16 protein-coding genes are annotated in these 14,891 nt (G+C 37.7%); 2 read left to right on the top strand and 14 right to left on the bottom strand.

The genetic code is table 11. From position 1 onward, the window contains the following. Positions 1-93 precede the first annotated feature (93 nt). The gene (locus AB3M96_RS04555) at positions 94-666 is read right to left on the bottom strand and encodes a DUF1062 domain-containing protein (RefSeq protein ID WP_412966389.1); all 573 of its coding nucleotides are present in this window, start codon (positions 664-666) and stop codon (positions 94-96) included. Between the two features lie 457 nt (positions 667-1,123). Here AB3M96_RS04555 and AB3M96_RS04550 point away from each other — a divergent pair, with 457 nt between their 5' ends. After that, a complete protein-coding gene (locus AB3M96_RS04550) occupies positions 1,124-2,695 on the top strand; it encodes a vanadium-dependent haloperoxidase (protein WP_412966388.1) in 1,572 nt (523 codons plus the stop codon). Positions 2,696-2,794: 99 nt separating this feature from the next. On the opposite strand, the gene AB3M96_RS04545 is transcribed toward AB3M96_RS04550, so the two are convergent. The 3 genes from AB3M96_RS04545 to AB3M96_RS04535 all read right to left on the bottom strand — a co-directional run bounded on the left by AB3M96_RS04545 (position 2,795) and on the right by AB3M96_RS04535 (position 7,207). Next, positions 2,795-3,394 (bottom strand): short chain dehydrogenase, encoded by a 600-nt coding sequence (locus AB3M96_RS04545; protein WP_412966387.1) that lies wholly within the window; start codon positions 3,392-3,394, stop codon positions 2,795-2,797. 259 nt (positions 3,395-3,653) lie between these two features. Beyond that, complete coding sequence (locus AB3M96_RS04540) at positions 3,654-5,021, bottom strand: MATE family efflux transporter (RefSeq protein WP_412966386.1); 1,368 nt, start codon at positions 5,019-5,021, stop codon at positions 3,654-3,656. A 548-nt stretch (positions 5,022-5,569) separates the two neighbouring features. Beyond that, positions 5,570-7,207 carry a S8 family peptidase gene (locus tag AB3M96_RS04535; protein ID WP_412966385.1) on the bottom strand — a complete coding sequence of 546 codons (1,638 nt, stop codon included), beginning with the start codon at positions 7,205-7,207 and terminating at the stop codon, positions 5,570-5,572. A gap of 548 nt (positions 7,208-7,755) precedes the next feature. On the opposite strand from AB3M96_RS04535, the gene AB3M96_RS04530 reads away from it, so the two are divergent. Continuing rightward, positions 7,756-8,136 carry an SET domain-containing protein gene (locus AB3M96_RS04530; RefSeq protein WP_412966384.1) on the top strand — a complete coding sequence of 127 codons (381 nt, stop codon included), beginning with the start codon at positions 7,756-7,758 and terminating at the stop codon, positions 8,134-8,136. 56 nt (positions 8,137-8,192) lie between these two features. Here the strand turns inward: AB3M96_RS04530 and AB3M96_RS04525 are convergent, their stop codons facing one another. The 10 genes from AB3M96_RS04525 to AB3M96_RS04480 all read right to left on the bottom strand — a co-directional run bounded on the left by AB3M96_RS04525 (position 8,193) and on the right by AB3M96_RS04480 (position 14,779). Further along, positions 8,193-8,549, bottom strand: a complete 357-nt coding sequence (locus AB3M96_RS04525; RefSeq protein ID WP_412966508.1) for a DUF2711 family protein — start codon at positions 8,547-8,549, stop codon at positions 8,193-8,195. A 37-nt stretch (positions 8,550-8,586) separates the two neighbouring features. After that, entirely contained in the window at positions 8,587-8,895 is a 309-nt protein-coding gene (locus tag AB3M96_RS04520; protein ID WP_412966383.1) for a DUF2711 family protein, read from the bottom strand. A 30-nt stretch (positions 8,896-8,925) separates the two neighbouring features. After that, on the bottom strand, positions 8,926-9,411 hold the full coding sequence (locus AB3M96_RS04515) for a tetratricopeptide repeat protein (protein WP_412966382.1): 486 nt from the start codon (positions 9,409-9,411) through the stop codon (positions 8,926-8,928). Between the two features lie 6 nt (positions 9,412-9,417). Continuing rightward, positions 9,418-9,894, bottom strand: a complete 477-nt coding sequence (locus AB3M96_RS04510) for a GNAT family N-acetyltransferase (protein WP_412966381.1) — start codon at positions 9,892-9,894, stop codon at positions 9,418-9,420. A gap of 2 nt (positions 9,895-9,896) precedes the next feature. Then, positions 9,897-10,634: a hypothetical protein gene (locus tag AB3M96_RS04505; RefSeq protein WP_412966380.1), complete on the bottom strand. Its 738-nt coding sequence runs from the start codon at positions 10,632-10,634 to the stop codon at positions 9,897-9,899. A gap of 76 nt (positions 10,635-10,710) precedes the next feature. After that, a complete protein-coding gene (locus tag AB3M96_RS04500) occupies positions 10,711-11,160 on the bottom strand; it encodes a DUF6376 family protein (protein ID WP_412966379.1) in 450 nt (149 codons plus the stop codon). Between the two features lie 300 nt (positions 11,161-11,460). After that, entirely contained in the window at positions 11,461-12,561 is a 1,101-nt protein-coding gene (locus AB3M96_RS04495; RefSeq protein WP_412966378.1) for a hypothetical protein, read from the bottom strand. 2 nt (positions 12,562-12,563) lie between these two features. Further along, the gene (locus AB3M96_RS04490) at positions 12,564-13,436 is read right to left on the bottom strand and encodes an ABC transporter ATP-binding protein (protein WP_412966377.1); all 873 of its coding nucleotides are present in this window, start codon (positions 13,434-13,436) and stop codon (positions 12,564-12,566) included. After that, complete coding sequence (locus tag AB3M96_RS04485) at positions 13,420-14,235, bottom strand: hypothetical protein (protein ID WP_412966376.1); 816 nt, start codon at positions 14,233-14,235, stop codon at positions 13,420-13,422. Before AB3M96_RS04485 ends, AB3M96_RS04490 begins: the two co-directional genes overlap by 17 nt. Beyond that, on the bottom strand, positions 14,210-14,779 hold the full coding sequence (locus tag AB3M96_RS04480) for an RNA polymerase sigma factor (RefSeq protein WP_412966375.1): 570 nt from the start codon (positions 14,777-14,779) through the stop codon (positions 14,210-14,212). The genes AB3M96_RS04485 and AB3M96_RS04480 overlap by 26 nt, the downstream gene beginning before the upstream one ends. Positions 14,780-14,891: the final 112 nt, after the last annotated feature.

Below are 14,891 nucleotides of genomic sequence, written 5' to 3'. Positions count from 1 at the left end.
TAATCTGTTACGCTGAAACTATTGATAGAGCATTTGTGGAAGGGCAAAAAAAGGAGAGGATATTGCTCTCCCCTATATTATCCTCAGAAATATTTAAACGACTTCTTTGTGGAAGTCTTCTTTAATTGTAATCTCCAGATTATTAATTACTTTATCCTTCATACTAAATGCGGGATTTAACAACAGCAACCCATCCTGCGCAAATGCATTTATCTTAGACCTTGAAATACCAAGAATCTCCGCAAGTAATTTATCGATCCTAAGCCCAAAATCATATTGATTGAGAAGTCTAATTGTTTGGTCCTTTGAGGTTGAATCAAGTTCCCCTTTTCTAACCTCATATCTAATATTTGTATTCACATCATTACACAGTCTTCGCAGTCTGCTGCTTTGGAACGCGTAATACCAAATGGTCTCTTTATCATTATTCATAAACTTTTGATGCAGCTTAGGGTCAACCTTATTTACATGAATTCGTGATAAAATTGGGAAATTCCATGTTCCCTCACAAGCAGTACAGTTATAAATAAGCCAAACATCTACTACTTTTTGATTCGCATTTACTCTAAACTTATCACTACAATAGAATTCTGAACTCTTTTTGCATTTACTACAATTTCTTATTACTTTAGGTGTTTCAAGAGCAACGATTTCATATATACTCATACACCCGCTCCCCCTTTTATAGAGGAACGCATAATAACGTTGATGGAGAATAATTTTCCCAATAGAAAAGCGGAATACCAGTAAGGTACCCGCTTGGAATGTAAAACAACTGATTATCCCGCGTTCCCTGTAATGGTTAAAAATAGGCACACTTCTCCCTTGGTGAACAACACGTTCAAAAAAGAAATGCACTATTTAATTTCTCAACCATTACAAAGATGTTGGCAAACCGGATTCCACCTTCCATATTTCTCCTATCTATAATCATACCACGAACTCATTATACAATAAATACCAATTTTATCTTCTTTAGCCTACTTTAACGTTTTCCTTATCTATATTTATAGTACACATTCATCATTTTTCTTTCTTGTCCGTGTCCACCGCTTCTATCAATGCATAAAATAATTACATAGTTTATATGTCGTCCCAATAAATAATAGAAAAGAGTGATCATATGGGAAAAGATAGAGACAAAAAGAGAAAGAAAGAAAAAAGTAGAAACAAGAACCTCTGTGTTCTCGGTCCTTTACATGGAGAAGAACGCAACGAGACTGCATTTAAAATACGCTATAAAGCTGCCCAAACTCAATTGAGAACTGATCTTGTAAAACATACATGCAATGGTGATGAAAGCTTATATCCTACCAAAATAGCAAATTTTTCAAAAGGGTTGCCACATAATGAATCAGGAGAAGTAAATCTTAATTCCTATAATATGTATCTCAGAGCTCTAAATTCAGGTAATAGTGACGATTTTAACGATATCCCAATGGGTGGAGTAGTTAAACTGGCCAATCCACAAGCCGCCTATGTTTTCGACCTATTTGGGAAGGATTGTCACAACATGACTATCCAAACGCCGCCTAGCTTTTCTAGTGCATGGAATGCTAGTGAAATGGCAGAATTATATTGGCAAGCACTTACGCGTGATATACCTTTTGCAGATTACGAGAATCATCCTCTTATAGATCTTGCGACAAAAGATTTATCAAGCCTTTCCGATTTTCGAGGTCCAAAGGTGGGTGGGGTCGTAACATCAGGTACTTTATTTCGCGGAGATACACCTGGTGATTTAGTCGGTCCATATATCTCACAGTTTCTATTGATGGACATACCCTTCGGAGCAAAAGCAATAACCCAACAATATCGTACACTGGCTGCTAATTCTGACCAAATGACGTCATATGATGAATGGTTGAAAGTTCAAAATGGTAGTTCTTTTTCGAGTCCAACATTCGACCCTATCCCGCGTTATATACGAAATGGACGTGACTTGTCCGCATATTTGCAGCAGGATTTTTCTTACCAGGCACCGCTTACCGCTTGTTTAATACTCCAACATTTTGGAAAAGGAGTTATGAAACTATCGAATCCGTACCTTAATTCAAAAGTTGAAGGCGGTTTTATCACCTTTGGGCCTGCACATATATTAGATCTTGTATCGAAGGTTGCGCGAGTTGCATTAGAGGCAGCTTGGTTTCAAAAATTTCTCGTTCATCGCAGACTTCGACCAGAGGAGTTCGGGGGGCGTGTTCATAACCACTTAACTGGAAAAGCCAATTATCCAATCCATACAGAACTATTACATTCTGAAGCTATAAAGCAAACCTTCAAGCAGTTCGGGACATATTTGCTCCCACAGGCGTATCCAGAAGGATGCCCTACTCATCCAGCATATCCAGCAGGTCATGCAGCTATCATTGGTGCAGGCGTAACAGTTCTTAAAGCATTTTTTAATGAAGACTTTGTCATCCCTAATCCAGTAGAAGCCACATCTGATGGTTCTTCGTTAGTTTCTTATAAGCATGACACGCTGACAATTGGAGGAGAATTAAATAAACTGGCTTCTAATATCGCTTTAGGAAGAGACACAGCAGGTGTTCATTGGCGTTCTGATGGAATTGAAGGAATTCGATTAGGCGAAGCAGTCGCCATTGAAATACTAAAAGATTACCGAAGAACGTATAATGAACAGTTTGAAGGGTTTACGTTTACAAAATTCGATGGATGCACCATAACGGTTTAGAGTAATAGGAGTTAGGTTGCTAAAATAATAGAAAAAAGGAAAACTCTACGAAGACAAGTTTTCCTTTTTTGTTCACCGTAAGCAATTATGGATTCCGCGTTAATACACTTTTATTGTCTTCCCCGTTTGGATACCTTCTACACTTTTCCGGTATGCCAGAGCTACCTTTTTAGCTGGTACTGGATCGAACCCCGGAAAACTCGAGCCATATTTATCCATAGACTCCACAAGGACATTAGGACTTACATCATTAATACGAATTCCACGTGGCATTTCAAAAGCTGCCGAATGAACAAACGCTCTTACGGCACCGTTTGCCATGGCAGCAGATACTCCACCACTTATCGGATCATCTATAATAATTCCAGTCGTTAAGGTAAAGCTTCCATGATCATTAACATGATTAAGTCCAAGTAATACGAGATTAATTTGGCCCTTCATCTTGTTCATGATGGAAACTTCATTCTTTTCAGGAGTTAACTCATGGAGCGGTCCAAAGTGAGTTGAACCTGACGCATTTATTACCGCATCTACGTTCCCAATTGTTTGATACATATGTTGAATACTTTCCGGAGATGAAATATCAACCGTAACATCTGCTTTGTTTCGGCCTGCTGTGATAATTTCATGTTGATCCTGCAATTCACTTTTCACTGCACTGCCTATTGTTCCCGATGCACCTACTAGTAGAATTTTCATTGCTGGTCCCCCTTTGGTTTGTCGCGTGAGTGATGGTACTGTGTATTACCATATTTTTCAATTTTAGACTTCTATACTATATATAACATACCCCTCTACCGTATGTAAAGACGCGAGTTTCAACTTTAAAGGTGATTCTTCAATAAACGTACACAATTAACCGACTACCAAGACGGATACGCAAAAAAAGGACAGTACCTTTGAAAATTGGTACTGTCCTCGAACTTCTATTACTAGAGTGACATGTCACTCCATCCCATTACATACTAACTGGTTCTGGTTGTACGACCTTTTTCTTTTTTAACCAAGGTTGAGATAGCCAGCGTTTCAGTGCGAATAAGCCACGTACCCATTCATCTAAACCTTGTGCTAACCAAACACCTAGTAGTCCTAAGCCAAATACAATACCGAAGATATAGCTGAATAGTACGGCTACACCCCACATACAGATAACACCAATAATTACTGGGAAGCGGACATCTCCGACTGATTTTAATGACCCCATCAGAACAATATTCATGGCACGACCAGGCTCAATAAATACAATCGCCCATAATACAGGAAGACCGACAGCAAGTATTTTTGGATCATCTGTAAAGATTGTTAAGATTGGTTCACCAATTAAGGCGACAGCTAGAGAAGCTGCTGTTGAAACAATCATCGAAATTTTCAACGTCTTAAGTCCTCGATTCAAGGCTCTGTCATACTGTTGAGCACCAATATAACGCGCTACTAACAGCTGAGTCCCTTGGGCGATTGCCACCGTAAACAAGAAGCAAATCATTGATATGTTTAGTATATACACACGTGCTGCTAACGCTTCGTCACCGACAAAGGCAACAAAGCTTGTAATAACCACCTGTGAGAACTGGTAAGAAAGGTTTTCCCCGGCAGATGGAACCCCGATTGATAGAATATCCTTAACATCTTGCTTATTAATTTTGAAGATATCTTTGACCGGAAGTTTTAATGCCAATATTCTATATACGAGGATAAATAACGCAATTACTACAAAAATTCTTGCTACAATGATTGCAGCAGCAACACCTGCAACACCTGTTACCGGAAGCCCGAACCAGCCTTTAATTGCGATAAAGGAACCGATAATGCTGATAATATTCATAATTACAGTTACAACCATCGTTTCTCTCGTATGTCCATAGCTTCGTAGAATAGAACTTAATGCTAACGCAATAGCTTCTAAAATCAACGATGCACCAGTAACAGCAAGGAACGTATGTGCATAATCAAAAATTTCCCCACTAAGACCATACACTTTTAAAAACAATCCGCCAAAAAATACTACCACGAGACTCATGAAAATGCCGACCCATACGTTTACTCCATACGCTGACCTTGCTAATTGTCTAGCCCGGTCAAGCTTATTTGCACCTAAGTTTTGGCCGATTAAAATCGTCGTACCAATTGCGGTAACGTTAAACACTAAAATAAATATATTAATAATTTGATTGGCAACACCAACACCAGCAACAGCATTATCTGAATAACCACTTAATATCAACGTCGAAATAATCCCCATACTCATATGAAGTGAAATCTCGATGAAAAGCGGCCACGTAATACTAAACAGGGATTGATCTTGGTATTTATTAGTTTCTGTAGTCATTCTTTCGCCTTCTTCGCTAGTTATATATGAAACTCATCAAATGTGCCTTGGCGTATTTGCGCCCGATTTTTTTCGAGCTTGCTCGAAAAATTTCCTTTTAAAAATCGAGGCATCCGACGGAGGCTTTAACTTTATTCAGTCGGAGTTTGAACCCCGTCTGAATTATATATTCTTTTGCATTCATTCCCCCACTTATAGAAGTAGGGGATTTCTACTGAATAAAGTTAAAAATAATATCGTTACTAACTAAATAATTTTAAACGAACAGCACCAATATGGAAAGCCTGAATTATTACCAATTGAAAATATAGGAATAAAGCCTAGAAACTACATGCTTGTAACACTTTTTTCACCTATACGCTCTCTATATTAGTATAGATAATAATATTTTCCTATAATACTTTCAAGCTATTTACTTACAGATTTGTGAATAAAGAATAACATTAAAAACACCAATCGCAATTAATTGGTGGGACAACGTAAAAGCAGTGTGCAATAAATACACACTGCTTCCATCATTATATTTTACCCTTGTTTGAATAAGTACCTTAATAAATTCTAAACGATGATGATGCTGAGCTGCTGCTGTACCCGCTCTTTGAAGCTGTTGCATCTACACGGTATGTTCCAGTTGCAGTTGAATAACTTGTGCCAATTGACCAAGTTGCTACACCAGACGTGTTTGTTGTTGCAGAAGATGTAATTGTTGTGCCATTTGGACGAGTGATTTTAAAGTTAACTGTTGCACCTGAAAGTGCCTGACCGTTTGCATCTTTTACATTACTAGTCACATAGATTGTTTCTCCACGGTAGTACCAGCTGTAGTTAGTTGTTACGCTTGTTACTGTTTCTGAAGATGTTGGTGGTGGAGGTGTTGTGCCACCGCCTCCTCCAGATGCTGCAACTACAGCAGCGTGCGCATCAACAATACCATATCCGTATTGAGAGAAGCTGCCTGCTTCTTGAGCTGTATTTCGTAAAATATTACGTGCCTCAGCAACTGAGATGTTAGGATTTGCTGCACGGATTAATCCTGCTACACCAGCCACATGCGGTGTTGCCATTGATGTACCTGACAATGTTGCATAACGGCTATTTGGATATGTGCTGTAAATGCTTGAACCAGGAGCCATTACCTCTAATCCTGATCCATAGTTAGAGAAGCTTGATCTTGTTCCACTTGAAGTTACTGAACCAACTGCGATTGCAGAGCTATATGCTGCTGGGTATGAAATACTTGATGCACCATCATTACCTGATGCAGCAACTACAATTGTTCCTTGAGCAACTGCTGTTTGGATAGCTTCGTCCATACTTTGATTATAACCGCCACCGCCAAGAGACATATTGATTACATCTGCATCAATGTCAGCAGCATATAAGATACCTTGCGTAATTCCATATAGTGAACCTGAACCGTCATCACCTAAAACCTTAACAGGTACAAGAGTTGCACTTTGCATAACACCAGAAACTGAACCATAGCTTGCGATTGTACCGGCAACGTGAGTTCCATGACCCTGCACATCCATTGTTGTTCCACCCACAAAGCTTCTACCTAGGCTTGTGTTTACAAAGTTTGCTAGGTTTGGATGGTTGTGATCAATCCCTGTATCAAGAACCGCAACTTTTACTGCGCTTGAACCTGGAGTAACTGTCCAAGCTTCAGGAGCTTTAATCATATTGTAGTGCCATTGTTGATTAGGGTGTACTGCTTGAATAGTAGCCGTTTCAAGAGCCTTCATTTTGTAGTTTTCAGATGTATAACGAACCTTAAAGCCTAAGTCTTTTAATTGCTTACGTAATTCATTTTGGGCATGAACACTTGATTTATAATCGTTTTGGTTGTATTCGATTAAATAAACCAATCCCATGTTGTTCACAACATTTTTATTAAAGTTCTGACTAACTGCAGGATTTTTAGAAGTCTCCTCTACATGAAGAGTATCCTTAATGGTAAAGCCTTTGCTTTGCAACACACTCTCCTGCCCTACTAAACTATCAGCACTTTGCACCACATTTTTCGGATTGGCTTTTTTAGGCTCTACAGATACCACCAATTGTCCAGGAACCGCATTCACGGATTCGTTCTTATTTGCACTATCAGAACCATTTGCAAATGAAACCCCTGTAAACAATGAAAAGACTAGCAAAAACGCAAGTGAAACTCGTAAAAACTTTTTCATACCCCAACCTCCATGATTTTAGATTTTTTCAAAGTAGCATCCAACGATAATCGTCTATGTACGGATACCCTCACCCCTCTACTTTGTTATTACAGTTAAAAAAAGTGAAAAGTTAAGAACCCCTTCAAAACTTCTCCTTTTTGACTGTCCGAAGAAATCTACCTTATGTAAGTTTGTGTGCTGAAATTAATTGTTGATTGAAATGTGAGGTCTCAAGAAATGACTGTAATTGTAGTAATTAGTGGATACATGCGGACAACTCCCCATTAGAAAAAGTTGTGTAAGCATCTCTGCCTCCATTAATCTACTACCACTTCCCCAATACCGTCAATGGTATTCATAAAATTCAGTTATTTCTTACTATTCAACTTAGATTAGTAAGAAAAATGTACATGCCATTGTCACTATTTCGACTAGGATAAAAGTCTACCAGCTTTTGCACGCATATGCTTTAATGCTTTACATTGCTAGATTTACCCTTTTTACATACGACACTGAAAGTGGTACACTTAAACAAGACTAAATTGAAAGTGAGTAGGTACCTAACTATGCTTGAAATAAAACCATCCCCACTAAGTGATGGGGAATTCAATAGAGGAGTCTTTGCAACTCGCGATATTAAAAAAGGGGAACTCATACACTCAGCACCCGTTGTCCCTTACCCGAATGAACAGCATAAATACATCGAAAAAACTGTACTGGACGATTATGTATACGAGTATGGTATCAACCATAGTGCAATTGTTCTTGGCTATGGAATGCTATTCAACCATTCCTATGAACCAAATGCAACCTATGATATAAGCTTCGAAAAACACACCTTTGATTACTTTGCTTATAAAGATATCAAGGCTGGTGAAGAAGTAACGATTAACTATAATGGTGATGTGGATGACAACGAACCATTGTGGTTTAACAAGGATAAATAGAAACCAAAAAACCAAGCAAAGTTATATAAACTTGCTTGGTTTTTTATCTCTATTTTTCATCTTATTAATAGAAAATCATCATCTTCCCATACCAAAGGAGTCTTCACATCAAAGATAATTCCTTCAAGCATGGTTTTTGCCAATAGCTCTCTGCAATCCTCCTTTGCAAAGAAAAGCATAGAAACTTCATCGAAATAGCAAGTAAATACAAAGTCTTCCTTTTCGTCGGTTATCGTGATTAGCCCTGAACATAAGGAAGTAATATTTTCTGGTGTTATTTCATTTATGTTGTATGTACCTTGTTCACCAAATAATGTTGCATATTTAATACTCTTTGCCCCATTTGAAGCTAAAATCGATAAGATATCGTGAATGATGAGTACAGAAATTTGATCTTCTAAAGGGTAAAAGATATGATCAGCTAAACTTTCATCTATCCTATTAGCCAGATCAGGTCTTTGATAAATCTCTCGACAATATTCCTCCGCCTGTTATTGCTGCTGTTAAAGCAATTGACATTTCAGAGATATCGTACAATCCGCTCTTCTTCTGAATTTCTTCCCAAGAAACAGGCTCTCCATAATTGAGTATATCTTTAGTAGAAGGATAGTCTTGTGTATCCGTGTTATCCGACTTCCAACCATTCGACATTTTTATAAAAGGATTGAATATCTTGGCCGCAAACTTATATCCTTTTGGCAACTGTTCTAATAATGAATCGTTTTCAGGGTCTCTCCCAATTGGGTAAAAGAATTCCAATCCTATTCCTCCCAACACTTACTTCAAAATCTACTTCCAAGTTTCATCTAATTTATCCGAATAGAAATCAATTGCTTTTTTATAAAGTAAGATATTTTCATCACTAGTAGTTTCTACTAAGCATTTTAGTAATAACTCCATTGCTTTACTATGTTCGTTTAAATTATATAGGGTCATCGCATAAAATGTTTGAAATGCCCTATTGTTTGGAAATAACTCAATTCCCTTTTGAAAAGTCATTTTTGACTTTTTATATTCTCCAAGAGTTCTATATGTACTTCCCAGCCCTAATAAGGCACCTTCTAACTCACTTGCTGTAAGCCCTAATTTTATCGCATTTTCATAATAAGGTACTGCGCTCGATTCTTCCCCTAATACATCAAAACTCCATGCACATTGATAGTTTACAGACGCATTTTCTGGATGTTCCTCGACTAGTTTCATAAGTAATTCGTTAGATTCTTTATGATTTCCACTTTTCCGTAAAGCAATTGCTTTTTCTAGTTCTTTTTCCATCCATTTTCAACTCCTGTTATCTATTAACTTTTTTAAATCCACTCTTGTGTACGTTTTCTCATAAGAACTGCCATCATTGTTATAGTAGATAGCAGTTTTTTCATAAGGATCTGAGATAGATTGGTAGCCAAGTTTTGTAATAAGTTTTATCATTTTGGGATTTTCAATCGGGTCTACACTGACATACATCTCCGTATAGCCTAGACTAATCGCGAGTTTCTCGCGAAAGGTAATCAAAGCAGAACCTATCCCATTTCCACGTGCTTCTTCATGGACATATAAGTCACTTAACTTTGGGAAGAGATTTCCCTTTAGCTTCAGTAAACCAAAGCCTAGAATGGTCCGGTTTTGCTCAGCAATGGCAACATATAAATTCTTCGATTCTTGCTGTGCGAAATACTTTTTAAATAGATTTGGGTTATTTCTTATTTTACACAAACCCTCTATGTCATGTTCCATAGCTAGTCTAATTGAATAATCCACTCCTACCCTCTCCTTTTATACAACCGAACACTCGAAATAATAAGAAGGACAATCCCTACAACACATGTCAACATTGGATACAGGAATGGGAAAAAGAGCGAAGGATAGCCATGTGTAATATCCGAATAATAACCCATCGACATGAGTCCTGTATTCGTGAAGTTCACTAATCGAACACCAAGTTTATTTTCACTTCTATCTTTATATGTAAGAATTTCTTCAGTCATTTTTTCGCCGTTTTCAGAGATCGAGATAATTTTCCACTTTCTGTCTTCCATCGGTTGATCGTCATCTGTTAGGCGTTGGATGATATTTATTTGTGTTTTATCAGTTTCCCTGTCTTTTACAGTTACAACATCCAGCCACGAAAAATACCTGCTCCCTCTCGCACGATTTGATAACCATATTTCAGCTGGTTCTGTAATTTCTTCACCATTTACTAGGATATGCACGTCAACAATATCCCCTGGAGGCACATTTTCATCTTCATCCCATGGAGTTAACGGTGCTTTTTTACCGGTTGGTACTTCTATAATTTCGATCATCACATTTTGGATATGAAGTTCCTGTGTATCAACAATATCTTCCCAGCCTTGGTCATCTTTGTAGGCATGGTGAATTTCATACCGGTCGAGTATACCTTGCCCAACAACCATTTCCCTAGCAATTTGAAATAGTGGGGTGATCGAGATAAGTACTAGAATAAGTGAAAGACTTAGTAAGACTATTATTTTTTTCATGATAAACCACCTCTCCACTAGTTTAACATGTATTTCCAAGGAAAAAGACACCTCTTTAAAAGAAGTGTCTATGTTCTTATTGTTCCCCCAGTTGTTTAATCTGGTCAATGGTATTTGTAATTTCTTGGAGATTTTGAAAGACCTCAGTGTTTTCAAGAATACTAGTGTCAAAAGTGCCTTCCTCAATATGAGTCAAATAGAGATTAATCCCATCTAAAGCTTGTTGATTATAATCTAGAACTTGCTGATGAAGATCAGCAGCAACACCTGGTGCCTCGAGTGAGTTGAAAGACTCAATCGTATCCTTCATCTCCTCAAGCTGTGTTTCAAGATCATTTCTAGCCTGCTCATCAGTTACGGCCTGCTGCGCAAGTGCTGGAGCCTCATTTACAAAAGTAGTAACTTCATTTACATATTCCGTTGCTTCATTAACATATGTCACCGTATTAGTTACTTCATCTAGCACATTACACGCTCCTAAAAATAACAATCCGGAAAGTGATAGCGCCAATACTCGTTTTTTCACTGCAAAACCTCCAAAATTATGTCTACATTTTATATACGTTCGAAAACGTTAAAAGTTTCATAGACGGCTAATTCTACCAGAGTAGACATAAAATAACTGTTCACTACTCGTATGTGGTGAACAGTTTATTGTTACTTACTCTTTCGAAGCAAGCGCTTTTCGTGTGGTGCTAAGGCAACTTTCGATGCTAGCACCACTCGTATACCTCTCTATCGGACGGTGCTACGGCAACTTTCGATGTTAGCGCCGCTCGAATACCTCTCTTCGGGTGGTGCTACCCATAGACTCCAGCCCAAGCCTTTAAGAAGTAACCTCCCGATTCTTCACAACTCTCGTCAAACAAGAAACAAACACCACCGCAACAACAACCATCAGCACAATAGCTGCAATTGGGTATAAAACCGGTGTACCAAATAAATTAATCGTTCTAAAATTATCAAATAAAAACTCAACCTTCATGATATACACGAACGAGAAACGGAACACATCGGTTAGCCAAAGTGGTAATGATGTGTAGGTTTCAACAATCATCACTGGAACAGCGTAAATCGCGCCATTAACCATTATTGAGATCAATGCATTTTTGCACAAAGATGAAATGAAAACAATTAAGACTGCGAATGCTAACGCACCAATCAAGTGAATGCCTAATTGAATCATATGATATTCAAGCAATGTGAAAGAATATGGAGAAAAGTAATACTTAAAAGAATATTGAATCGCTGTATTCCAGCCTTCATTGCCATATCTCAGAACGCTATATCCAACATTCCACATTTCCCAAGCAATAACTACAACTACTGTGTAGATCATGGAAGCAATTATTTTTGACCACATCAGTGGCTTCCGACCTTTTTTCGAACTTAGCAAATAGTTATCAACACCACTGGAGTATTCATTCGTATAAATCGTTGACAACCCGATTAAAAGCATTCCTCCCGTAAAAATGATTGAATAAAAACTTGCGAAATCAACAACTTCACGGGGCCCTTTGTTGTACGCAAAGTAGGAAACGTCGATATCCTCGACAAGAGACTTTTGTAATTCTGTATTATATTTCGTTTCCGCCTTGAGTTCTGCTAATTTGTTAAGCTTATTTTCGTTTACCTGTTGAATCCAGGCAATTGTTTCATAGATTCCCGATTTCACCTGGTCGGATTCTGAGTAAATAAAATTCTCTTCTGCTTCATCCAGCTTTTTCATTAACTCCTCATTATCCAATTTAGCCTGCTCTACTTTTTCAACAGTGATTGGCCCTTCCCACTCTCGGTACAAATCTTTTTCCCATTGAGCTGTACTGTCAAAGGTAAAACCGGTTGAGAAGATGATTGATAGTAAAAATGTAATATAAATGATTTTCTGTCTGAAAATTTTATATAGCTCAAACTTGATTAAATCCATACTTATGCTACCTCCTCATCAAAATAGTAAAGATACAAGTCTTCGAGATTCGGATTCTCATTTATCGCGTTTTGATGAGGTTTAACATCACTTAGAATTCGCAACTCAAATTGATTTTGTACTCGTGAAATATTCCCTACTTTATACAATGATTGGAAATGTAAGATTTCCGACTCATTTTCAACCGTGACAGTCCATACCTTATTTTGGATTCCTGAAAGAAGCTCTTGAGGAGATTGCTTTTTAACTAAATGACCATCTTTTAAAATCAACACTTCTTTCGCAATATATTCGATGTCCGACACAATATGTGTGGATAAAAGAACAATACGATTTGCTGAGATTTGTGATAACAGGTTACGAAAACGAATCCGTTCTTTTGGATCGAGACCTGCTGTTGGTTCATCTACAATTAATATCTTTGGGTCGTTTAGTAATGCCTGAGCAATCCCAACGCGACGCTTCATACCACCTGAAAACTTCCCTACTTTCCCCTTACGATGCTCAGAAAGTCCAACTAACTCTAGTACTTCGTTAACCTTGACTTTCGCTTCATCCTTCGTTAACCCCTTCAATGCGGTGATATAGAGTAAAAGCTTTTCAGCGGTAAAGGTTTTATAAAAGCCTACGTGCTGTGGTAAATATCCTAGTATGTCGCGGTACTTATGATCCAGCTTTGTAATATCTTGGCCATCCAACAACACCCTGCCAGAACTAGGTTTCATGACAGTTGCCAAAATTCTCATCAATGTTGTTTTACCTGACCCATTTGCCCCAAGAATACCGTATACACCCGTTGTTAATTCTAAATTTATTTGATCCAATGCCTTCTTGTTCCCAAAGTTTTTTGATATATTTTCAATGGTTAAATTCATAAGAAATACCCCTTTTATAGATTGAATTCATTTTCGCTACTACGTAAATCATCGAAATAACTGAGACTACGATGAAGATAACTGAAGGTAGCCTTTCAATCATTTCAAGCGCATCTGTTTGACCTACTAAAATACCTACTGATATCCATACCACTATTCCACCGGTAAAGATATACGACTGTCTAGTGCTGGTAACTACGAATAAAGATACCGCTGAGATAACAGTGAAAGGAGTAATCCAATACAGAGCCATTTTCCCTATCCAAATTTCAGGATAAATAGCTGAAATACATGCTGTAAGTACAACATTCAACACTAAATTGAATCCACCAATAATGACCAGCTTAGATAAAATTAATTCTTCTAGATTATATTTTAACGATAGCTCAAGCTCTGCCATTCCATTGTTTTTACTCTTTAGTACTTCTAGTAACCCAGTAATAGTAGGAAGTGGTGCGAATAACAATGCAACCAAGTATGGATCTGCCTCCGTTAGAATCACTGCACCAATACATACGACTAAAAACAACCCGTTCAACAGCCAGAATAACGGCGTGATATAAAAAACCTCTCTTGCAGAATGCTGTAAAATCGTTTCTACTCTTCCATATACATTCTTCCATTTGTTCTCATTTTTAGGAACATAAGGTCGCATTGCCTCAATCGTCACCATCATTTCTACTTCACTTGGAAACTCGACATCGTATTCATCTAACATAAACTCAATTTCTTGCTCAAGCTCTACTAGCTCTCGATCCATCTCTATATCAAACTTACTTTCTATTGGTCTTTTTGGCATATTCCTCACCTCTCTCTAAAATAGCCGCTAGCTTACCTAACCCCTGTTTTAATCGAGATTTCACCGTTGATAAATTTGCATTCGTAACATCTGCGATTTCTTGTATTTTCATATCATGATAATATTTTAGAATCACTGCTTCTTTCTGAATATCTGGAAGGCTATTAATCGCCTGCTTCACCTGCTCACGCGTTTCTTTCCGTTCAAATATGTACGGGACAGTATTCCCTTCACTTTTAATTGTTTCTACCAGTTCTGCTTGCTTTGACGTATTTTTGTATTCCAAGCTCCTCCAGTAGTCTCTACAGTGATTCACCGCTATTGAATACAACCAACTTTGAAATGACCCTTTATTCGAAAAAGAATCTAGCCTTTGCATCATCTTAATGAAGATTTCCTGTGTAAAGTCATAAGCCAGCTCACGATCTCCCACTTTACGATACACAAATGCATAAATCGGTTTATAATATTTTCTCGTTAACACTTCCATTGCCGCTTGGCTACCATTCAAGATTTCCTTAATCAACTCTTGATCCTCAGGCATTTTTTATCACCTCACCTAGTAAGACGCATTTCTATGAAAAAAGATTTAACTCCGTTTTAAATTTTTTATCATATTTCATTTTAATATAAATGCAGTCATTCAGTAATTACGC

The organism is Ferdinandcohnia jepli (assembly GCF_047246645.1).
Taxonomy (GTDB): domain Bacteria; phylum Bacillota; class Bacilli; order Bacillales; family Bacillaceae_L; genus Ferdinandcohnia.
Note: the sequence above shows the minus strand (reverse complement) of the source record. Positions and strands in the feature narration are given on the sequence as shown.

What these genes read in the sequence shown, in the direction of transcription:
- AB3M96_RS04495 (WP_412966378.1), bottom strand. Translation starts at nt 12,561, where the DNA reads ATGGATTTAATCAAGTTTGAGCTATATAAAATTTTCAGACAGAAAATC.
- AB3M96_RS04505 (WP_412966380.1), bottom strand. Translation starts at nt 10,634, where the DNA reads ATGAAAAAAATAATAGTCTTACTAAGTCTTTCACTTATTCTAGTACTT.
- AB3M96_RS04545 (WP_412966387.1), bottom strand. Translation starts at nt 3,394, where the DNA reads ATGAAAATTCTACTAGTAGGTGCATCGGGAACAATAGGCAGTGCAGTG.
- AB3M96_RS04490 (WP_412966377.1), bottom strand. Translation starts at nt 13,436, where the DNA reads ATGAATTTAACCATTGAAAATATATCAAAAAACTTTGGGAACAAGAAG.
- AB3M96_RS04480 (WP_412966375.1), bottom strand. Translation starts at nt 14,779, where the DNA reads ATGCCTGAGGATCAAGAGTTGATTAAGGAAATCTTGAATGGTAGCCAA.
- AB3M96_RS04515 (WP_412966382.1), bottom strand. Translation starts at nt 9,411, where the DNA reads ATGGAAAAAGAACTAGAAAAAGCAATTGCTTTACGGAAAAGTGGAAAT.
- AB3M96_RS04535 (WP_412966385.1), bottom strand. Translation starts at nt 7,207, where the DNA reads ATGAAAAAGTTTTTACGAGTTTCACTTGCGTTTTTGCTAGTCTTTTCA.
- AB3M96_RS04555 (WP_412966389.1), bottom strand. Translation starts at nt 666, where the DNA reads ATGAGTATATATGAAATCGTTGCTCTTGAAACACCTAAAGTAATAAGA.
- AB3M96_RS04550 (WP_412966388.1), top strand. Translation starts at nt 1,124, where the DNA reads ATGGGAAAAGATAGAGACAAAAAGAGAAAGAAAGAAAAAAGTAGAAAC.
- AB3M96_RS04540 (WP_412966386.1), bottom strand. Translation starts at nt 5,021, where the DNA reads ATGACTACAGAAACTAATAAATACCAAGATCAATCCCTGTTTAGTATT.
- AB3M96_RS04530 (WP_412966384.1), top strand. Translation starts at nt 7,756, where the DNA reads ATGCTTGAAATAAAACCATCCCCACTAAGTGATGGGGAATTCAATAGA.
- AB3M96_RS04485 (WP_412966376.1), bottom strand. Translation starts at nt 14,235, where the DNA reads ATGCCAAAAAGACCAATAGAAAGTAAGTTTGATATAGAGATGGATCGA.